Source organism: Nonomuraea sp. WAC 01424 (assembly GCF_003947315.1).
Lineage (GTDB): Bacteria > Actinomycetota > Actinomycetes > Streptosporangiales > Streptosporangiaceae > Nonomuraea > Nonomuraea spiralis.
In genome coordinates, this window is record NZ_QHHZ01000009.1 from 226,970 (window position 1) to 247,522 (window position 20,553).

Sequence of the window (20,553 nt, forward strand, 5' to 3'; positions counted from 1 at the left end):
GCCGTGTGGTCACAGTCGAGGACGTACGGCGCTTCGCGCACACCCTTCCACGCTCGTCCGAGCACCTGATCCGGGACCGGGTCAAGTTCCGCGTGGGGAAGATCGTCTACGTGGCGTTCTCGCGCGACGAGACGCAGATGGGCTTCGGGTTCCCGAAGGAGGAACGCGAGGCCCTGGTGGCGGCCGAACCGGACAAGTTCCTCATGCCCGGGGAGTCCGACCTGCGCTTCCACTGGGTGGTCGCCCGCATGGACGCCCTCGACGTGGCGGAGATGCGGGAGCTGGTGCTGGAGGCGTGGCGGATGTGCGTACCGAAGAAGGTACGCCTGGAACAGCAACTCCTGACCGGCCCCTGAGGCCCCTCTACCGGCCGAGCGACATATCCCCCAGGCCCGCCGAAGCCCTCGGCCCGCATTCCCCCTCCTCCCCGAACGCCGTGGGCTGACTTCCGCGTGCGCGCGATGGCCTCGTCGGCGTGCGCGCGTGGCGGCGGGCTCGCGCCTCACCCGTACCGCCTGAGCGCGATGGCCGAGCTGCCGCCCGACGGATCACGCGAAGGCGGCGCCGGGCCGGCCGGCCTGCCGGGGCCAAGGCGGACGATCAGAGCCGGCTGGACAGCCAAGAGCGGCTAACCCGAGTCCACCCGCGCCCGCACCTCGGCCCGCACCTCCGCCTGGGCCCGCGCCTCCACCTCCGCCTCCGCCCGCACCCGCACCTCCGCCTCCGCCCGCACCCGCACCGCCGCCCGCGCCCGCGCCCCCGCCCGTGCCTGTGCCTGTGCCTGTGCCCCCGGCGAGCGGGCTTGTGTCGGGTGGTTGCGAAGCCTCATATGTGGCTAATTCCGGTTAAATCGCCCTGCAGTAGCGAACTCCACAAATCTCCGTATATTTCAATTTATGTCGGCAGCAGCATGCGGAAACACGACTTGCTGAATTCGGATTTTACGCATCGCATGTCACAACCGTCACTCAGGCACCACCGGCAACACATCCGATCGCGGCCGAATCTGTCCGGTTCGCCTCATACGCCGCTTACCCGCATCACTGCGGGTTGGCAGGTCACGACATGCGCCAGCATTCCAGGCGCGACCCGCACCCCGAGCCGGATTCACATTACCGACATTTCGGACAATGTCCGCAAAAAGGTAACGCCCATTCGGTGAATTCGACTTGGATCACAGTGAAGTAACAATTCCCCCTAAATGCGATCTAATTCGGTCAGCATGGACCCTAAGAAATGAAGAGCGGCGCGTCTCGAACGGGGCGAGGCGAATTCGCGCCCTCGTAACGCCTTTCATCGAAGGACTCGGGATATGACTTCAGCTTTGCGCTGCCGGGCGACGCGCGCTCTCATCGTGGCGGGGGCACTGGTGCTCGCGCTGCCGGCACCGCTGAACGCCCTCACCGCCCGCCCGGCCGCCGCCGCGCCGGAGACGTTGCCCCTGGACATGGTGGTCGCGGTCGACGAGTCGGGGAGCCTGTCCGCCGGCGCCGTGTCGCGGGAGATCGAGGCCACCTCCACGATCGCCCAGAGCGTGCTGAACCCGCAGAGCCGGGTCACCGTGATCGGCTTCGGCAGCAACAACGGCCGGCCCGGCCAGAACGCGGTGAGCCAGGTCTGCCGCCCCACCGTCACGGGCGACGGCGTCAGCCTGCAGTACCTGTCGGAATGCGTGAAGGGCCTGCACCGCCGTACCGACGAGGAGGGGAACGACACCGACCACGTGGCGGCGCTGACGCAGGCGCTGGCGACGCTGCGCGAGGGCTCGCCGGCCGGCGCGCTGAAGGTGGTCTTCCTGCTCACCGACGGCCGGCTCGACGTGCCGCGCAGCCCCGCGTACGGCAGCGGCTCCGACACCGACCCGCAGGTGCGGCAGCGCCGCAACGACGGCGCCACGCAGCAGCTCGGCGAGGTGATCGGGCGGACGCAGCGGGAGGGCGTGCAGGTCTGGCCGCTGGGGTTCGGCGCGGGGGTCACGCAGGAGAACCTGGACAGGTTCGCCGCCGGCGGGTCGCGCGCCGGGTGCGACGACCGGGCCGAGTCCCGGCCCAGGGCGCGCATCGTCCGCGACGACCGGGACGTCACGCGCTCGCTGTTCGAGGCGTACGCGGCGGCGACCTGCACCGGCCTGACCCCGACCGACTCCACCACCGTCGAGGACGGCCAGACCCGCGAGCTGAAGGTGGACATCCCGCTGATCGCCACCGACGGCACCATCACGGTCAGCAAGAGCGACCCCCGGGTGCTGGCCGAGTTCGTCGACCCCGAGGGCCGTACGGTGACGACCGGCACGCTCGGCGACTCCACCTTCGCCCACAGCGGCGCGAACACCGCGACCGAGGCCCTGCGCATCGTCAACCCGCTCAACGGCACCTGGACGGTCCGGCTGAAGGCGCCCGAGCGGCTCAGCCGGCGGCTGGTCAGCGCGACCGCGTTGTGGCAGGGCGCGGTGCAGGCGGCGATCGTGCCGGAACCGCCGTCCGCCCGTGCAGGGCAGGAGGTCAGGATCCGGCTCTCCCTGGTCACCCGCAGGGGCGCGATCACCGACGAGGAGGCGCTGCGCGGCCTGACGTTCTCGGTCACCGCGACCGGCGGCGGCCTGGCGCGGCCGCAGACCGTCCAGGTCAGGGACGACGGCCGCGCGCCGGACGACAAGGAGCACGACGGCCGCTACGCGGGTGTCCTCACCGCGCCGCAGGCGCCCGGCGACGTCACGCTGACGGGAGTCGTCTCGGGCACCGGCATCCGGGCGGAACGGGTGCCGACCACCGTCACGGTGGGCGCGGCGGCGGCCGTCGTCCAGGGCCAGATCGAGTTCGGCGGCGACGGCACCGTACGCCAGGGGGAGGCCGTACACGGCCTGGTGCGGGTGCGCAACGACTCCGCCGCGCCCAAGCGGGTCCGGCTGTCGTTCCAGGGCGTCGCGGGCGTTCCTCCGGCCCTCGAACCCGCCGGCCCGTTCACGGTGCCGCCCGGCGACTCCGCCACCGACTTCAGCGTCCGTTTCGGCAAGGACGCCGCGCTCGGCGGCACGTCCATGGAGGTGCGGCTGGCCGACGACGGCGATCAGGGCGCGGTGTACGCCGCCGGGCTGCTCACCGTATCGGTGGAACGGCCGCCCACCTGGTGGGAGACCTACCGCCGGTACATCGCGGCGGCCGCGATCGTGCTCCTGCTGCTGGCCCTGACGTTGTTGCTGGTCCGCGCCGCCCGCCGCCGCCGGGCGAACGTACGCGGCCTGTCGGTCGCGCTGACGCTCGACGGCGAGCGCACCGGCGCCGACCTGAAGGCGCCCAGCAGCTGGTCGCCGCGCTTCCGGTTCGCCGTACGGGACGGCGACTCCCACGCCCCTCGGCTCGTACCGCCCAGGCCCGACGGCAGCGACCAGGTGTTCACCGCCTTCCGGACCGGCGCGGGCGTCACGGTCGAGACGCCGGACGGCGACCGCCAGGCGCTCGGGTTCGGCGTGGAGAGCGAGCCCCTGCCGAGCGGTCACCGGCTGGTCTTCCGGGACACGGCCAGGCGGCGCGGCCCGGCCCGGCGCGCCCAGCCCCGCCGGACGCCCACCGCAGCGCCCACCGCCATGCCAACCGCCGCCGCGCCGCCCCCCGGACCCGGCGGCGACCCGGTGGAGCGGGAGGACCCCTGGCAGCGGACCGCCCCCGACTACGACAGCCCCTGGCTCTGAGGCCGCGAGGAGACAACACATGAAGCTCTACCAGCCCCTGCTCTTCGTCGGTCTGGGCGGCACCGGCTGCGCGATCGGCGCCGGTCTGGAACGCCGGCTGCGCGAGGAGGTCTGCGGCCCGGACGGCAGCCTCTTCCAGCGCAAACGCGAGGACGCCCAGCGCTACCAGCTCCCGGCCTGCCTGCAGTTCGTCTACGCCGACGTCAACCAGGCCGAGCTGGACCGGCTGCCGCTGAGCGTCGTGCCCGGCCCGAAGCACGTGCGCACGGCGCAGCTCACCGCCCATTACGTACGCGGCCTGGTGCCGCAGGTGGACTCCTATCCCCAGGTGGCGGTGAACCTGCGGCTGGCCGCCGGGGAGGCGGTCCGCGGCTGGCTGCCGCCCAGTCACGGGGAGCCGCGGGTGCTGCCGTTGCAGAAGGGCGCCGGGCAGATGCCGACCGTGGGGCGGGCGGCCCTGTTCGAGACCTTCCGCGACGGCCTCGCCCCCGCGATCCGCGACCTGGACGCGGCCATCGGCAACCTGTCGGGCAACCAGGCGGCCACCGACCTGTTCCGGCTGGCCGACGGCGCCAGGATCAACCCCAGGGCGGTGGACGTCTTCGTGGCGTTCTCCGTCGCAGGGGGCACCGGCGCGGGCATCTTCTACGACTACTTCCACCTGATCAGCAGGCAGTTCCAGGAGACCGACCTCAAGCCGAAGATCTATCCGCTGGTGCTCATGCCCTCCGCCTTCGAGTCGGGCGCGGGTGGCGGGCGGCCGGCCGAGCTCAACGCGGGCCGCGCCCTGCTCGACATGTTCCAGCTCGTGGACCACCAGAACACCGCCGACGCCGTACGGCACCTGCCCGGGTTCGAGGGCGACCAGGCCGATCCGGAGGAGATCGCGGTGCGCTACCCGCTGGAGGGGCGGGTGGCGATGCGGCCGGGCGTCGCCCAGACCGCGTTCCTGTTCTCCCGCCCGACCGGCGCCAAGCCCGGCGACCTGCGGCGTTCGGTCGTGTCGCTGGTGATGTCGCTGATCGGCACCGAGCTGAGCCCGAAGGTCCGCAGCGACGGCGAGCAGCACCAGTCCTTCGCCGACAGTTTCATCAACTCCGTCGGCCAGCGGCAGACCATGGCCGAGAACGGGGTGGGCAACCGCGGGGTGTCCACGGCGCTGGTGACGTCGCTGACCACGCCGGTGGAGGAGCTGGCCGACGTCGTGGCTGGCCGGCTGCTGCGGGCCGGCATCGAGGAGCTGCGCGAGCCGGTCCCGGGCGCGGAGACCAACCGGGCGCTGATCGAGGAGTTCTTCACGCTCTCGCACATCCACCAGATCTTCGCCCGCCAGCAGGTGGAGTACGCCGAGCCGGGACCGGCCACCGGGGCCCGCGAGGTGCTGGCGGTGCTGGCCGACCGCCTGGCCGCGATGCGGATCGGGCTGAACGAGCTGCGCGCCCAGCTCGACCGGTCCGTACCCGCCATGGTGAGCCAGTTCGACCCGGGCGGCGCGGTGCTCGGGCTGCTCGGCAAGATCGACCCGTTCCGGGTGCGGCGGGTGCTCTTCGGGCACGGCTCGCTGGCCGACCCGGTGGACCAGCTCGGCGTCAAGGGGCTGATGCAGCGCCGCAGCATGCCTCCGCCGCCGCCGCCGGGCTTCCGCGAGATCCCGCCCGCGCTGCCGCAGCTGCGTGACCGTTCGCTCGGCATGGTCAAGGTCAAGTGGACCGACGACGCCCCCGCGGAGGCGCGCCAGGATCAGGACCTCTGGTACAGCTGGCGCAGCCGGGTGTTGTGGACCGAGCCGTGGGCGTCCCAGCACCAGCGGTGGGAGCGGGCCCTCGGCGTGGCCGAGGACCACCTGCGCGCGCTCAACCAGGCGCTGCACGACCTGGCCAGGCAGGATCCCGACCAGTTCAGGGAACGCTCGGAACATCTCTACCGGCCCAGGGTGGGGGTGGTCTTCCACCTGCCGACGGGCAGCCTGGAGCAGTTCTGCCGCAACGCCGTCGTCCGCATCAGGGAACGGCTCATGATCGAGCCGACCGCGGACGACGCCGAGGTGCTGCGACGGCTGATGGGCCAGGACGGCTGGCGGCGGATCTACCGCCAGTCGATCGAGGCCACGCCGGAACGCGCGGTCCACGAGCTGCGCGAGCGGATCAAGACCGACGTCAAGACGTACCTCCAGGAGGAGACCCAGGGCCGGACGACGCTGCTGCCCAAGCTGCGCGACCTGCTCGACCAGGCGGCCGGGCTGGGCTCGGACCGGCCGCGGTTCGGCGAGGCGGAGCTGGAGGAGTTCCGCAGCCGGCTCACCGGGCTGGTGCCGGCCAACTTCACCCCGCAGGGCACCGGGCCGCTGAAGGTGCTGGTGTCCTACCCGGGCGCCGAGAGCCCGGCCATCGCCTCCTACCTGCGTACGTCGCTGCAGCTTCCCGAGGGGCCCGGCATCACCTTCGAGTTCAGCGGCACCACCGCGGAGTCCGTCTCGGTCGTGCTGTTCCGCTCCTCGATGGGCATCACGGACGTCAAGGAGGTCCGGCAGGTGCTGCGGACCTGGGCGGACGCGGTGCACCGGCCGCGCCGGGACGACTTCCTGCCCTGGCGGCAGCGCACCGGCTACGACTTCGGCTACCTGGCCACCCGCGAGGAGCACCGGGTGCAAATCCTGCACCGGCTGCTGTGCGCGATGTGGAACGGCGACGTGCGGGTGCTGGGCGACCCGGCCTCGCCGTCCCAGGCGGAGGTGCGGCTCAACGAGGTGGCCATGTCGCTCGGCCTGAAGGCGCTGGAGGACGCCTCCTCGTGGGGCAGCCTGCTCCAGGCGTACGAGTTGTGGACGCTGGCCGACAACGACGACGCCGCGCGGGTGTTCTGCGCGCAGCTCATGCAGGCGGCGCCGTACAAGCTGGACGAGGGCACGCATCCGCCGTCGAAGTTGTTCGAGCTGGTCGTCGGCATGGCCGCGGAGCAGGTCGACTGCCTGGACCGGATGCTGGTCGAGATCGCCCCGGCGAACCGGGCGCGGGCCCGGATGTTGCGCCGGTTCTGGCACGAGACCCTGCCCGCGGCGATGGCCTTCTCGTTCGAGTTGCCGGGCGCCACGCGGGAGAACCTGCACGCCCTGTACGAGGCGTACAAGCGGCGGACGGGAGGCGGCGCGTGAGCGGGCGGGTCGTCCGGCTGAGCCTGCGTGGTCTCGGCGAGGGCGCGGTCGGCGAGGTGGCGGCGCTGCTGTCGGCCGCCGGCCGGGAGGACCTGACGTCGCTGCTGGTGGTGGACGACGTCGCGGCCCTGGCCCGGCACCGCAGCGCCTACGAGATGTTGTTGTCCTCCCGCTACACCGACGAGGTGTTGTGCGTGGTGGTGGGCAGGGCACGGGACGAACCGGGGCGGATCGCGCTGCCGGGCAGCCTGGCGCAGGCGGCCGGGGTGTTGTGGGTGCCCGATCCGTACGGGATCGACTGGCGGGCGGCCGCGGCGGCGCCCGCGGTGCGGCGGGACCGGGCGGAGGGCGCCGAGGCGGGCCTGCTGCGCCTGCTCGACGTGTTGTCGCTGGGCGAGGTGTTCCGCGAGACCCTGCGCGTGGTCGAGCGCATGCCCGGCCTGGTCGCCAACCCGGGTATCAGGCTGGCCTGGACGGGTGAGGGCGGCGGCGACTTCCGCCAGGCGCTCGCCGCCGCCGGCGCCCGCCTGCTGGCCGCCGACGCGCGCCTGCCGGCCGCCGACGCCGCCGACGTCCCCGAGCCCGCCGCCGCGGCGGCCGGGGAGCCGCCGGCGCGGCCGCTGCGGCCGGTCCCCGACGGTGTGCTGGCGGGCCTGGTGGCCCAGGCGCGGGCGGCCGTGGACGAGGCCGCCACCCTGGGCGACGAGCTGGGCGACGACGTGTCCCTCATGGCCGGGCCGGTGCCCGCCGCGACGGCGGCGACCGTCGCCGGGCAGGCGCTCGGGCTGCTGCGGGAGCGGCTGGAGGAGCTGTTCACGGCGGCCCACAGCGCGGCCAGGCTCGACGCCGGGCATCGGGCGGCCGTCGCCGCGGCCGGGATCGTGCCCGGCGAGCCGGAGGAGTTCGACGCGGGCCGCGTCCGCGCCGCGATCGGCCGGTATCTGGACGCCGGGCTGGAGGCCGACACGCCGCTGCCGCGCCTGATCGAGGGCCTGGACCGGTGGCAGGCGCGGCTCATGCCGCGCGGCAGCCGGTCGCTCGTGCCCAGGTTGCGGGAGGTCTGCCCGGACGCGCTGGTGGCGGGGCTGCGCGAGCCGGAGCCGATGGCGGGCCCGCAGCCGTGGTTGCCGGCCGTGGGCCTGGTGAGCGCGGCGCTGGCCGGGCTCACCCCGTTCGGGGTGGCCAGCGGGCTGGTGATGGCGCTGCTCTGGACGTTGTCGGTCGCGCTGACCGTGCTGCGCGGGCCCGGCGGGCGGTTGCGCGGGCACGTCGGTTCCCTCGCCGCGAACGCCGCCGCGTCCGCCGTGGGCGGTGTCGTGGGCGGTGTCGCCGGCGCGGCACTGGAGGCCGCCGGGGTGCTGCCGCAGCCGATGTGGGCGCTGGTGCTGATCGTGGCGCTGGCCGGCGCGGTGTGGACGGTACGCGGCTCCTGGCGGCGGCGTACGGCGGCCTGGGTGGCGGCGCGCCGGCTCGGCGAGGCCGGGAAGGCGGTCGACGACCTGCTCGCGGTCGCCGGTCTGGCCGTCCGCGAATGGACGCGGGCGGGGGCGCGGGTCGAGTCCGCCGACGCGGCCGCCCGGGTGAGCGCCGCGCTCGCCCAGGTGGGCGCCGTGTCCGCCGAACGCACCCGCCCGCCGGACGGCTCCGCGGACGACGTCGTCCCCGGGCGGCGGGACCGGCGGGTCGAGCACTTCCTGGCCGGACTGGTGCGCGAGGCGGCCGAGCCGGCGCTGCGCGGGCTGGCCTCCGGTTCGGCCGCCGAGCACGCCGGGCGGGCCGGCGACCGGGCCGCGGAGCTGTTCTCGGTGTGGGAGAAGCACGTCGCCGAGCACGGCATGGACGATCCGCCGCCGTTCGCGACGGAGTGGGCGGTCGAGGCCGGGGACGTCGCGCCGGAGGAGGACCTGTCGGAGCTGGCGGCGGCCGCGGCGCAGGATCCGTCGGCCGTCATGTGGCAGCTCTGCCTGGCCCGCGACCTGTCGCTGCTGGACGTCGGCGGCGGGCCGCCCGGCGTGGTGCGCTTCGCCCCGCGCCGCTGCCGCGCCGCCATGCGGGAGTCGCTGCCCGCCGGGACGGTGTGGGTGCCCTCGGCGCGGCACGCCGGGACGCTGCGCCTGCTCCCGGTACGGCCGGGCGTCGCCTGCCGGACGTGGGCGGACGAGCCGGAGACCGGACGGGAGGGCGACTGATGACCATCCTTCCGGAACCGCCGACGACCCGGCCGGGAACGGTGTTGCGCTTCCGCGACCGCCACGGCGTCCCCGTCGAGGCCACCGTGACCGACCGCCGCGAGGACCCCCTCCAGCCCGCGCCGCCGCTGCGTTCCTGCCTGCTCACCCTGTCCTACGCCGACGGCGGGCGGCACGAGGCCCGTCATGTCGGCCCGGCGGCTCCGGGGCCGGGCGCCGGGTACGACGCGCTCGACAACGAGATCCTGGCGGGGCTGCGGCTGAGCAGGCTCTGCGGGGCGGGGCCGTACCCCGCGAAGGTCTCCCGGCTGATCGGCTACGAGGCGGACGGCGAGCTGCCGTTCGTCCTGCTCGCGCCCTACCGCGGCCGGCCGGTCGGCGGCACGCTGGGCCGGATCCTGCCCAGCGAGAGCCTGCCCTTCCAGCGGAGCCTGCTGACCGGGCTGCGCTGGACGAGCGCCGCCGGGATCGCCCACCGGGCGCTGTCGCCCGAGACGGTCCACTGGGACACCGTCTGCGCGCAGATCACCGGCTTCACCGAGGCCGCGCCGGCCGGGACGCCCCGGTCGGTGGCGGGCGCGCCGCCGTGGTGGGCGCCCGAGCAGCGGCCCGGCCAGGCCGGTGGCGTGGTGACCGGCGACGACGACGTCTGGGCGGCGGGACGGCTCATCTTCTGCGTGGCGACCGGCCGCGCCCCCGAACGGGCCGACCTGGCCGACGCCCCGCCCGACCTGGCGCGCCTGCTCCAGGGCGTCTTCGGCCCACCGGAGGGGCGTCCGTCGGTGCGCGAGCTGCTGCGGCGGCTGGACGCGGCCGATCCGGTGCCGCGCGGGTTGTCGCCCGACGTCGCGCTGGAGCGGGGCCGGGCCGACTTCTTCGCGCTGCGGGCCCGTAAGCATCCGCAGACCGTGCCCGCGGCCGAGCCGGAGCCCGCCTGGCCGGCCCCCGCGGGCCCCACCACCCCTGATGAGCCGTCCCGGCGCGGACGGCCGTGGAGGCGGCGCAGATGAGCATCCTGCACCAGGTCACCTACGGGTGGCAGCGCTTGGCGACGGGCCCGGCCTTCGGCCCCACGGCCTCCACGCTGGCGCCGGACGAGCTCAGACGGCTCCACCGCCGGGTCGAGCACTGGCTGCGCACCGACCCCGGCGGCTCGTGCGAGGTCAGCCACTTCTACGGCGTCTTCGGCCGGCACGCGGTGCTGGTGCGGCGCGAGCAGCCGCACGGGGGGCACAGCGCGCTCGCCCGGCTGCTGGTGAGCGCGCCCGCGCTGCTCACGCCCCGGCTCGCGCTGGAGGTGCGCGACTGGCAGTGGCTGGGCGTGCAAGGGGAGCGGCTGCTGCCGCTCACGCGGCGCGGCATCGAGCCGTACCGGGTCGGGCTGGCGGCCGAGTCCCGCTCGCCGGAGGCGTTGGCGCAGCTCGTGCCGCTGCTGTCGCACGTGCTGGCCGGTGAGGAGGACCTGATCGAGCTGCCTCCGTCGGAGTGCGCGTACCCGCTGCTGTGGGGGCTGGACGCGATCGTCGGCGGGCTCGTGTCCGACGAGCCGGTACGGACCGACCGGCCGCCGGCCTTCGAGACCTTCGACGACCGGGCCAGGCCGCCCGGCCATCCGGGGCTGTTCATCCGCTTCAGCGAGCGCGCGGGCACGCTTGCCGCGCATCCCGTCTACGACAGCGTCGCGGGCCGGTTGGTCGCCGACTACGCCCGCAGAGCCAACGGAGCGCCCATGCCCTCTTCCCCACCGGCCCGGCCGGCCGCCCCGGCCCCGGCGGGCCCCTTGGTGCCGTGCCCGATCTGCGCCGCCACCCTGACGTGGGACGAGCGCGAGCTCTACCGCTACGACCGCGGCGAGGGCGCGTACGTCACGCTGACGATCCCCGACAGCGCCAGCCCGGCCCAGCGGGCGGTGCTGCGGCGTACGGCCTTCGTCCGCTGCGCGGGACCGGAGGAGGCCGGGCCCGGGGCGGCGCACTATCTCCCGCTCGCCTACGGGCAGCACGGCACGCCGTCGGTCTACGGGTTCGTCGGCGCGACCAACTCCGGCAAGACCCACCTGCTGATCTCCATGATCGCGCAGCTGGAGAAGCACGGCCTCGGCCCCGGCCTGAGCCACCAGGCGATCAGCCTGGCGGGCCACCAGAGCCTGGTCGACGAGCAGGTCAGCCCGTTCCTCAACGACTCGCGGGTGGTCGAGCACACCCGGCCGGGTGCCGTCGGCCTGGTGGACATCTTCATGGTGCGCGAGGCGGGCGGCGGTGGGCGCCCGGTCGCGCTGTTCGACGTGGCGGGCGGCGACCTGCTGGAGATCGAGTCGGCGCGCCGCTTCCTCGACGTGGCCGACGGGCTGATCTTCGTGGTGAACGCCGCCGACCTCGGCCGGGACGAGCTCGGCGACCGCACCTTCGCCACCGTGCTGGAACTGCTGCAGGCATCGGGCCGCCTGGCGGAGCTGAGCACGGCGATCGTGCTGGGCAAGGCGGACCTGCTGCGCTTCGAGGACCCGATCGCGTCGTGGTTGCGGCAGCCGGACCGGGTGCTGGACCCGGACTCCTCGCTGCGGGAGAGCGCCGACGTCTACGCCTACCTCCAGGCCAGGCACGCCGACGCCTGGACGCGGCCCTACCGGGAATGCCGCCGGGCCACCTTCCACGTGGCCTCGGCGGCCGGCTCGGACACCGTGGCGGACAAGACGTTCGTCCGCGGCGTGCGGCCCTGCCGCGTGCTCAATCCGCTGATCGCCCTCATGGCGATGACCGGCGTGCTCACCTCACCGGAAGCCCGGAGGATCGGAATCTGATGAACGCGACGTCAGTCGACCAGGTCGAGTTCCGCTGGCAGCCGGGCAAGGACTTCGGGCCGGTCGCGTACTCCACCGAGGATCCGCGTATCCGTCACGCCGCCCACCTGATCCTGCCGATGGCCACGCTGCCCCAGGGGGTGGCGTCCGGGCATCGCAGCCTGGTCTACCTGGTCCTGCCGGGCGACGGGCTGGCCACGATCATCGAGCGTTCGTCCGACCCCGACGCGGTCGCCCTGTCGGCGGGTTCGCCCCGGGCGGGCGGCGGACGCCATCCCCAGGTGGCGCGCGCGCTGATCGGGCCGTACGCGACGGTGGGCATCGACCTGGCGCTCGCGTGCCTGTGGCAGGGCCTGGACGCGTTGCGCCTCGGCGACCCGCCCGGCCAGGTGACCTACGGCCGGACGCTGGCCCGGCTCCCGGCCGGTGAGCACGAGAAGCTGCTCCGGGCCTTCCGCGCGCGGGCCGGCAACCGGCCGCAGCCGGTGCGGGGGCTGTCCGCCCTGGTGGCCGCCGTGCTGAGGCAGCCGGAACGGCCCCTCGCGGCCATGCTCCCGGCCGCCGACCTCCAGGCGCCCGTCCAGGGCGGTTACCTGCGGGGGCTGCGGTTCACCGCTGCCGTGCTGCTGCGCGGGACGGGCTGCGCCTGGCGGCCGTCGTTCTCCACGTACGAGCCCGCGCAGGGCGACGACCGCGGCGGCCTGCAGCCGCACCTGGTCTTCCGCGCCGCGCACGCGCACGCCGGCGCGCCGCCCACCCAGCCGCGGGAGGAGAACAGGATCGCCCTGTGGGAGGAGGCCGAGGCGCCCGCCGACGAGTGCGCCAGGGTCGCCCGCTGCCTGGTCAGGGCCTACAACGAGCTCGGCGGGACGGGCCTGGCCGAGCGGCTGGGCCCGGTCGTGTCGCAGTACCGCACGCTGGAGGCCCGGCTGGAGGCGACGGCCCTGTCGCTGCGGCAGTACGCCGAGCCGTCCGTGTCGGCCTACGTGTTCCCGGTGCAGCGGCCCGCGCCGCCCGCCGTGCACCGCGTGCCCGGCGCGACCGAGCCGGTGAGCGCCCCGCCCGCCGCCGATGACGGCACGGAAGAGACGGACGGCATGGACGGAAAGCTGCTGGCCGAGCTGTACCGGATGTTGCCCACGCAGTACGACGACGGCTTCTTCCAGCTCGTGGAGTGGATCTGCGCCGCCGCCGGCCGCCGGGTGCGGGTGCCGGAGGCGGAGTCGGGGCAGATCGTCGAGTACCTCAACCACGTCGACTGGTACGCCGACCGGCTGACCGGCCACTACCGGGAGCTGGCGGCCTCGCGGCTGGCCGGCCTGCTGCAACCGCTGCTCGGCACGCGGCTGGACAGCGGGCAGCCGATGCGCTGGCTGGCCGGGCGGCTGTCGCGGGAGGACGACGCCGGGGTCTGGGCCCGGGCGGGAGCGTTGATCTACGCGCGGCTGTCCGATCCGCGCGAGGCCGCCGTCCTGGCCGACCGGCTGGTGCCCGAGCTGCTGATCCGGCTGGCCGAGCCGCGTCACGAGACAGCCGCGCGCCCGTCCGCGCCGCAGCCCGTCCAGGCGCCGCCCGGTCTGCTTTCCGACGCCTGGCGGCGGCCCGTACGGGTGCCGCGCTGGCTGCTGGGGGGCCTGGTCCTGGCCGTGGTCGTACTGAGCGCCGCCCTGGCGTGGTGGTGAGCGATGGGCCACGACTTCGAACGCAGGCTGGTGCTCGCGGTGCGGGCGCACGGCTACGGCACGCGTACGGCCAGGATGCAGGAGCTGATCCGGGAGGGGCTGCGCGAGACGCTGGACGTGGCGGCCGGGCGGGCCCGGCTCGACCGGCCGTCCTGGGGCCGGGCCGGGGAGGTCGGGGGCGAACTGGCCGTACTGCCGCCCGGCGAGCCCGAGTCGGTGGTCTGCGACGGCTTCGTCCACCAGGTGCGGGCGGCGGTGCGCGAGCACAACCGGCTGACCGCGGCCGACGGGCGGCTGCGGCTGCGCCTGGCGATCCACTTCGGCATGACGGCCGGGGACGCGGCCGGCGGGTTCGCCGGGCCGGGCCCGGTGGTGGCCAGGGAGCTGGCCGGGTGCGCCGCGGCGCGGGACGTCCTGGAGCGGGGCACGGCCGAGCTGGTCGTGATCATGTCGGCGGGCGTCGTCGAGGACACCGTCGCCGGGCAGCTCACCTCGCTGGAGCAGCGGGACCTGCGCGAGGTGGACGCGGGAGGAGGGCGGCGGGCGTGGTTGTGGCTGCCGGGCGGCGACCCCTGGCCCGAAGCCCCGCCCACTCCCGAGCCCACTCCCGAGCCCGAACCCGCGCCCGAGCCCGGCGCCGCCTCCGGTGGTCGTCCGGCGGGCGGGCCGTTCGCGGACGCGCACATCATCGCCGGCCAGGTGGCCGGCCGCGACATCAACAACCACTTCGGAGACAGGGCATGAGTGACAAGGAACCGCCGAACCCCGAGGAGCCGAAGACCCCGGACCCTCAGGGCTCCGACAACGATCCGGAGCCCGGCGAGCGCGGCGAGCGCAAGCCGCACGACCTGGGCCGCGAGATCTCCGCCAGGGCCGCCACCCCCGGCGTCGTGCAGGACCGGCTGGACACCGAGGCGGACGCCTTCTCCAGCTTCGGCGGCGCGAACGTGCGCGCCGGCCAGGCGGCCGGCCGGGACCTCTACATCAACTACCACGCGGTGTCGGCGGCCAGGGACGCGCCGCGCGTGTGGCAGCTGGGCCCGGCCGACCTGGAGCACGCCGACAAGCGGTTCGTCGCCCCGGCGGACTTCGGCGACCTGGTCGCCGCGGCCGGCGCGCGCCGGGTGTTGTTCATCCGCGCCGACCCCGGCAGCGGCAAGTGCATGGCGGCCACCAGGCTCCTGCTCGGCTGCGCGACCGTCTACCGGCTGCACGCCGGCACCAGGCTGAGCGCGCTCACCTCCGACGTACTGGCCAAGGGGTGCGGCTACATCCTGGCCGACCTGCCGGGCGCCGCCTGCCGTCAGCTCACCGCCGACGACCTCGACCAGCTGGCCGACGTGTTCGAACGCGCCGACGCCCGGCTGATCGTGACCATGTCGGCCGGTGGCCGGATCACCGGGGCCGGGGTCGGCGCGCTGGTCATGGAGCTGGGCGAGGTGACCGACCGGGTGGAGGTCTTCTTCCGCCACCTGAGCCGCGACCTCGACGACGAGGCCGTCGAGCAGGTGTTCGGCGACCGGGCGATGATGGACCTGCTGCGGAGCGAGCTGGCCAGGAACTCCTCCCCAGGGCATGCCGCGCTGATCGCGACGTACGCCGCGGAGGCGTACAAGGCGGGCGAGCCGCTGGCCGAGACCGTGGGCGACCGGCTGGCGATGCTGGACGCGGCCGAGTTCGAGAGGTGGGCCGAGGGGCTGCCGGACCTGCCCACGCAGAGCATGGCCGTGGCCGTCGCGGTGCTGGGCGGCGAGCCGTACGAGACGGTGTCGGCCGCAGCCGAGTTGATGCGCGAGAGCCTGGAGCCGGAACGGCCGCTGCAGAGCGCGGAGCCGGCCAGGGACGCCCCGCTGGTCGCCCGCAAGCGGGCCAGGCTGCGGGCGCTGCGCGCCCACGTGGTCCGCGCGACGGTGGAGACCCGGCACGGCGGCGCGCCCACCGAGGCCGTGCGCTACCGCGACCCGGGCTTCCAGCAGAAGTACCTGGTCTACTTCTGGAACGAGTACGACCAGGCGCGGCCCACCCTGCTGGCCTGGCTGCGCGTGTGCGCGCGGCACGAGCTGGAGTCGGTCCGGGTGCGGGCGGCGGTCGCCACCGGCGTGCTCGGCGCCCGGTCCTTCGACCACGTCCGGGCCCTGGTGATCAGGCCGTGGGCGGAGGGCGACGATCCCGACCTGCGGGACGCCGCGGCCCGGGCCCTGCGCCACGCCGCGATGGCCGACCCGGACCTCGGGCCGCCCGTACGGAACCTGGTGCGGGCCTGGTCGGCGGACGAGTCGCCGCAGTTGCAGGCGACCGCGGCCCGGTGCTGGCGGATCGAGTACGACGCGGCCGGCCCCGCCGCGGCCATGAAGGCCCTGGAGGAGCTGACTTCCTCCGCCGACCTGGGCGTGATGACGGCGATCTGCAACAGCCTCACCGAGATGTGGGAGGTCGACGGCGAACGCCTGGAGGCGCCCGCGCTCCTGCTGGGCTGGCTCGGCAAGAGCTCGCGCAAGCCGATCGCGCGCCTGGCGTTCCTGCTGGCCGCGGCCGACCTGGTGCGCCAGGTCTCCGGCGTCACCTGGCCGGCGCTGCTCTACATCGCCACGCGGAATCCCGTACGGCATCGGGAGATCGCCTCGCTGTGGCGGGACGCCGTCACCGCCCCCCACCTGAACCCGCACGCCAAGGAGATCCTCGCCGAGTGGGCCCACAGCGTGGACGCCCATCCCCTGGCCCGCAGGTCCTTCGCCCGTCTCATGGAGGCGGTCGCGGAGACCCCGCGCAGCGCCACGATCCTGGCCCACGAGGCCGGCAAGTGGGCCAAGGGGTCGCGTCCCGCGCCCGCCGCCGCCGCGGAGGTCCTCCGCCTCGTCCGAGAAGAGAGATGACCGCAGTGAACCAGCCCATGCCTCCCCAGCCCGTGCCTCCCCAGCCGCTGCCCGGGAACGGAGCCGTTCCGCAGCACCAGCCGGTGCAGCCGGGCCCGGTCATCCCGCAGGACTACCCGGCCGGGATGACCGGCCCCCTCCCCCAGGGCCCGCCGGTGCCCCCGCACTCGCGCAGCCCCCGCGAGCACCTGCCCCGGCGCGCCGCCGAGGACATCTGGGGTGCGCCCGCCCCGAAGCCGGTGCCGCTCATCCTCCTCGAACAGCAGACCCAGGTGGCGGGCCGCGCGCCCATCCAGCCCGGACGGGCGTTGCTCTACAGCGACGACTCCGGCCAGGTCTTCCATCTGGCCAAGCCGCCCGGCATCTTCGGCCGCCGTTACCGCTGGCGGTACGAGGTGGACATGGCCGACCATTACAGCGCCCTGTACCTGGAGGTGGCCAGCAGGTCCAGGGCCGCCAGGTTCCGGCTGAGGATCGACGTGGGGTGGCGGGTCAGCGATCCGGTCACGATCGTGACGTCCCGGGTCCAGGACGGCAACGCGCTGGTGCAGTCGCGGATCCGCGAGGCGGTCTCGCCGATCTGCCGGGACTTCGACATCACCCGGGACGCCGACCTGGAACGGCAGCTGATGATCGACTTCGGTCACGACCGGGTGCAGCACTATCCCGTGGAGGGCATCTCGCTGTTCCGCTTCGCCGTGCAGGTCAGCCACGACCGCAAGGCCGCCGGCTGGATGGCGGCCCAGGCGGACGCCCGGATCGAGGGGCAGCTTGAGGCCGAGGGCATCACCGGGCTGCGGCACCAGATCAGCTCCGAGGACGACCTGATGCTGCTGCTGCTCCACCGTGCGCCCGAGCGGGTCGCCGACGTGATCGGCGACATCCGCAAGCGCAAGGAGCTGAGCATGCAGGCCCGGATCGACCTGTTCAACAAGCTCGTGGACAACGACATGATCCAGGAAGCGGAGATGGAGACGATCCGCAAGCTGATCATCGAGCCCATCGAGGGCATCGCCAGTGCGGCGCCGATCGGGGCGTTCGGAATCGAGCAGATCGGCCCGCGGGAGCCGCGGCACGCCCTCCAGCCGCCTCCCCCGGCGGCGGACGTCCCCGGCGGTCGGGACGATGCGGAGGACGTGCACCCGTCGCAGGTCGTGCCCGGGTCGGTGGACAACGTCACCGGCTGGCACCCGGCGCCCTGGCAACGCGGCCGCCACAGCGACGCCCGTCCTGCCGCCAACGGCCACGCCGACGGCTACGGCGACGGTTTCGACGGCGGTCCGCACGTCGTCGGGGAGCCCTGATGCCCTGGCCGTTCCGCGGGTCCCGGCCTCCGGCCTCGGCGCCGAACTCCGCTTCTCCCCACCCGGGGACGGTTGCGGCGGCCCGGGGGCGGGGCCGGGAGAGCGTGCCCGCGGCGCGGCTGCCCTGGCGGTTGCCGGACGAACCGGCCCTGGCCGGGATCGCCGCGGACGCCGTCAGCGTCGGTGACCTGACCGTACGGGCGGTGTCGCTGGTGGGCCCGGGTCATCGGTGCGCGGAGCCCGCCGTGCCCAGGCAGGACGCCTACCGCCTGGGCCGGGACACCGCCAAGCGCCACCTCATCGTGGCCCTCGCGGACGGCATGTCCGACAGCAGGCAGTCGCACCTCGGCGCGAACGTGGCGGTCACCGCCCTGGTCGGCCGGGTCAGGGCGGACCTGGACCGCGGCGAACCCTTGCGCGCCCCCGACGTCTTCCTCGACGCGGCCCGCCAGATGGCCGGGTCGGCCGTACGGCACGGCGTCACCGAGCACGACGTGCGGGCGGCGGCGCTGGTGGCCGTCGTCCCGGTGAGCCCCGGCCCCGGCGGGCGTCGTACGGCCAGGTTGATGGCGCTGGCGGACGTCGGCGGCTGGCTCCGGCTGCCCGGGGGCTGGCGGCGGCTGATCGGCGAGGAGAAGGCGGGGCTCGACGCGGGCCGGCTGACCGAGTTCCTGCCCTTCCACCCCGACCAGGTCACGAGCGTCACCGTCGAGCTCGCGCCGCGCGCGGTGCTGGCGCTGGCCACCGACGGGCTGGGGGACGTGCTGGCGGGCGATCCCCTGGCGCGCTGGTTCGCCGGCCGGTGGAGCGCGCCGCCGCACATCGCCGAGTTCCTGGGGGACGTCGGCTTCGAGTCCCCCGGCCGGCTCGACGACCGCACCGCCGTCGTCGTGTGGTGCGCCTCATGAACGGGACGTCCGAGGAAGGGAGGTGCGGGTCGTGAGGGCGTGGTCGGACAGCCCGTTCGAGGCCGTCACGCCGCTTCGCGAGGTCGCCGCGCGCGGAACGGTGATCGCCGCCGAGAACGGCGAGTCGGAGATCGTCTACGAGTGCGCGGACCATCCGGGCTGGCTGGTGAAGCTCTACCGTCCGGGGCGCCCGGCCGAGGCCGCCGGCGTGCTGGAACGGCTGATCGCGCTGCCGGCCGGGATGCCCGCGGCCGACCGGGCGCTGGTCGACCGGAGTGTCTGCTGGCCGGTCACCCGGGTCGTGGACGGCGCCAGGACGGCCGGGGTCGTCATCGCCAGGGCGCCGGCGGAGTTCAGCGTGCCGATGCGGATGATCTCCGGGTCGACGACGGTCCGGCTCCTTGAGGTCGATCATCTCGTCCAGTCCGATCCGGCGTTCTTCGCCCGGCGCGGCTGGGAGGCGCCCGGCCCGGCCGAGCGGCTGTCGGTCGCGCGCAACCTGGCCGCGGTCGGCGCCCTGCTGGAACGGCACGACGTCGTCTACGGCGACTGGTCCTACGCCAACGCCTTCTGGACGCGCCGCAGCGGCCGGGTGTTCGTCATCGACGTGGACTCGTGCGGGCTGTCCGACCGGCCGTGGGTGGAATCCAAGATGTGGGACGACCCGCGCGTGGCGCCCGGTGACCGGCTGACCGTCCGTACGGATCGGTACAAGCTGGCCGTGCTGATCCTGCGCTGCCTGACCGGGGTGCGGGGGCCGGATCCGGAGGCGGCGCACGCCGCGCTGCCGCCGGCCGTACGCGACGGGCCGCTCGGCCGTGCGCTGCACCGGTCGCTGACCGTACGCGACGGGCCGCTCGGCCGTGCGCTGCACCGGTCGCTGACCGGCTCCGACCCGGCGCTGCGCCCGCCGGTCGCCGACCTGCTGCCGCTGCTGGAGGCGGCGCATCCGGACCAGTTCGTCCGCGTCCCCGCCCCGCGCCCGCCGCACAGCCCCGTCACGGGCACCTCCCGTGAGCGGGCCACCCCACCTGAACACCGGCCACCGCCACCCGAGCACCGGACCGCGCCGCCCATCGGCGGGGCCTTCAGGCCGGAGCGGCTGCTGCCCGTGGTGATCGTGGCCTGCCTCGCCGTCCTGGTCCTGCTCGCCGGCGCCGGGCTCGTGGCGTCCCTGTTCGCCTGAGCCGGTCCGCCGTCCCCAATGTCATCAGATGTGGAGCCACCGTGAACGATCCGAGCCCCGCCAGGGCCCACGCCGGCCCGCAGGGCCTGCCCACCTACCTGGTGCTCGACGTATCGAAGTCCATGAAGCCGCACGAGAGCCTGCTCAACCGCACCCTTGAGGACATCGTCAACACGCTCTACTCCAGCCCCCGCGTGTCCGAGTTCGTCCACCTGTCGATCCTCACCTTCAGCACCAGGCCGCACGTGGTGCTCGCGATGACGGAGATCTCGGGGCTGACCGGCCTGCCGGTCGTGGAGTGCCGCGGGTCCACGTACTTCGGACCGCTGTTCGAGACGCTGCGCGACCGCATCGAGCTCGACCTGTCCGGGCTGACCACGCGGGGGGTGCGTCCGCTGCGGCCGGTGGTGTTCCTGCTGACCGACGGCGCGCCCGCCGACAACCCCGCGCAGCGGTGGGTCGACGCGTTCGAGTCGCTGACCGACCCGCGGTGGCGTCCGCACCCGCACGTCATCACCTACGGGTTCGGCGAGGCGGTCGAGGCGGTGCTCCGGCGTATGGCCACGGTGGCGGCGTTCATCGCCGAGCCCGGCGCGGCGACCGACACCGAGGCGATCACCTCCACGCTGAACACCATGCTCAACTCCCTGGTGGCCACGGCCGCCGGCGACGCGCTGCAGATCCCCGAGCGGGTCGCCGGGTTCCGCGAGGTCCCCCTTGACCACGTCGAGTTCTGATGACGTGGCGTGCTGACGGGCCGTGTCCCCGGCCG

The 20,553-nt window shown here is 74.5% G+C and carries 14 protein-coding genes; 13 read left to right on the top strand and 1 reads right to left on the bottom strand.

The genetic code is table 11. The annotated features are described in order from the left end of the window. Positions 1–5: 5 nt before the first annotated feature. Positions 6–356, top strand: a complete 351-nt coding sequence (locus tag DMB42_RS25440; protein WP_125637518.1) for an MmcQ/YjbR family DNA-binding protein — start codon at positions 6–8, stop codon at positions 354–356. Between the two features lie 272 nt (positions 357–628). On the opposite strand, the gene DMB42_RS53410 is transcribed toward DMB42_RS25440, so the two are convergent. Further along, positions 629–829 carry a hypothetical protein gene (locus DMB42_RS53410; RefSeq protein WP_185844858.1) on the bottom strand — a complete coding sequence of 67 codons (201 nt, stop codon included), beginning with the start codon at positions 827–829 and terminating at the stop codon, positions 629–631. A gap of 483 nt (positions 830–1,312) precedes the next feature. Here DMB42_RS53410 and DMB42_RS25450 point away from each other — a divergent pair, with 483 nt between their 5' ends. From DMB42_RS25450 to DMB42_RS25505, 12 genes are all read left to right on the top strand, one after another. Beyond that, the gene (locus DMB42_RS25450) at positions 1,313–3,688 is read left to right on the top strand and encodes a vWA domain-containing protein (protein WP_125637519.1); all 2,376 of its coding nucleotides are present in this window, start codon (positions 1,313–1,315) and stop codon (positions 3,686–3,688) included. A gap of 19 nt (positions 3,689–3,707) precedes the next feature. Then, entirely contained in the window at positions 3,708–6,839 is a 3,132-nt protein-coding gene (locus DMB42_RS25455; RefSeq protein WP_125637520.1) for a tubulin-like doman-containing protein, read from the top strand. Next, on the top strand, positions 6,836–9,028 hold the full coding sequence (locus DMB42_RS25460; RefSeq protein ID WP_125637521.1) for a hypothetical protein: 2,193 nt from the start codon (positions 6,836–6,838) through the stop codon (positions 9,026–9,028). The genes DMB42_RS25455 and DMB42_RS25460 overlap by 4 nt, the downstream gene beginning before the upstream one ends. Further along, on the top strand, positions 9,028–10,038 hold the full coding sequence (locus DMB42_RS25465; protein ID WP_125637522.1) for a hypothetical protein: 1,011 nt from the start codon (positions 9,028–9,030) through the stop codon (positions 10,036–10,038). The genes DMB42_RS25460 and DMB42_RS25465 overlap by 1 nt, the downstream gene beginning before the upstream one ends. Then, positions 10,035–11,828 (top strand): GTPase domain-containing protein, encoded by a 1,794-nt coding sequence (locus DMB42_RS25470; RefSeq protein WP_125637523.1) that lies wholly within the window; start codon positions 10,035–10,037, stop codon positions 11,826–11,828. Before DMB42_RS25465 ends, DMB42_RS25470 begins: the two co-directional genes overlap by 4 nt. Next, the gene (locus DMB42_RS25475) at positions 11,828–13,510 is read left to right on the top strand and encodes a hypothetical protein (protein ID WP_125637524.1); all 1,683 of its coding nucleotides are present in this window, start codon (positions 11,828–11,830) and stop codon (positions 13,508–13,510) included. The genes DMB42_RS25470 and DMB42_RS25475 overlap by 1 nt, the downstream gene beginning before the upstream one ends. A gap of 3 nt (positions 13,511–13,513) precedes the next feature. Continuing rightward, the gene (locus DMB42_RS25480) at positions 13,514–14,254 is read left to right on the top strand and encodes a hypothetical protein (RefSeq protein WP_125637525.1); all 741 of its coding nucleotides are present in this window, start codon (positions 13,514–13,516) and stop codon (positions 14,252–14,254) included. Then, positions 14,251–16,383 (top strand): hypothetical protein, encoded by a 2,133-nt coding sequence (locus tag DMB42_RS25485; protein WP_125637526.1) that lies wholly within the window; start codon positions 14,251–14,253, stop codon positions 16,381–16,383. The genes DMB42_RS25480 and DMB42_RS25485 overlap by 4 nt, the downstream gene beginning before the upstream one ends. After that, positions 16,380–17,687, top strand: a complete 1,308-nt coding sequence (locus DMB42_RS25490) for a hypothetical protein (RefSeq protein WP_125637527.1) — start codon at positions 16,380–16,382, stop codon at positions 17,685–17,687. Before DMB42_RS25485 ends, DMB42_RS25490 begins: the two co-directional genes overlap by 4 nt. A gap of 104 nt (positions 17,688–17,791) precedes the next feature. After that, positions 17,792–18,595: a protein phosphatase 2C domain-containing protein gene (locus DMB42_RS25495; RefSeq protein WP_185844859.1), complete on the top strand. Its 804-nt coding sequence runs from the start codon at positions 17,792–17,794 to the stop codon at positions 18,593–18,595. A gap of 31 nt (positions 18,596–18,626) precedes the next feature. After that, positions 18,627–19,781, top strand: coding sequence for a hypothetical protein (locus DMB42_RS25500; protein WP_125637529.1), 1,155 nt, complete (start codon positions 18,627–18,629; stop codon positions 19,779–19,781). A 41-nt stretch (positions 19,782–19,822) separates the two neighbouring features. Further along, on the top strand, positions 19,823–20,518 hold the full coding sequence (locus DMB42_RS25505; RefSeq protein WP_125637530.1) for a VWA domain-containing protein: 696 nt from the start codon (positions 19,823–19,825) through the stop codon (positions 20,516–20,518). The last annotated feature ends 35 nt before the right edge of the window (positions 20,519–20,553 follow it).

What these genes read in the sequence shown, in the direction of transcription:
- DMB42_RS25475 (WP_125637524.1), top strand. Translation starts at nt 11,828, where the DNA reads ATGAACGCGACGTCAGTCGACCAGGTCGAGTTCCGCTGGCAGCCGGGC.
- DMB42_RS25480 (WP_125637525.1), top strand. Translation starts at nt 13,514, where the DNA reads ATGGGCCACGACTTCGAACGCAGGCTGGTGCTCGCGGTGCGGGCGCAC.
- DMB42_RS25455 (WP_125637520.1), top strand. Translation starts at nt 3,708, where the DNA reads ATGAAGCTCTACCAGCCCCTGCTCTTCGTCGGTCTGGGCGGCACCGGC.
- DMB42_RS25450 (WP_125637519.1), top strand. Translation starts at nt 1,313, where the DNA reads ATGACTTCAGCTTTGCGCTGCCGGGCGACGCGCGCTCTCATCGTGGCG.
- DMB42_RS25470 (WP_125637523.1), top strand. Translation starts at nt 10,035, where the DNA reads ATGAGCATCCTGCACCAGGTCACCTACGGGTGGCAGCGCTTGGCGACG.
- DMB42_RS53410 (WP_185844858.1), bottom strand. Translation starts at nt 829, where the DNA reads ATGAGGCTTCGCAACCACCCGACACAAGCCCGCTCGCCGGGGGCACAG.
- DMB42_RS25465 (WP_125637522.1), top strand. Translation starts at nt 9,028, where the DNA reads ATGACCATCCTTCCGGAACCGCCGACGACCCGGCCGGGAACGGTGTTG.
- DMB42_RS25490 (WP_125637527.1), top strand. Translation starts at nt 16,380, where the DNA reads ATGACCGCAGTGAACCAGCCCATGCCTCCCCAGCCCGTGCCTCCCCAG.
- DMB42_RS25485 (WP_125637526.1), top strand. Translation starts at nt 14,251, where the DNA reads ATGAGTGACAAGGAACCGCCGAACCCCGAGGAGCCGAAGACCCCGGAC.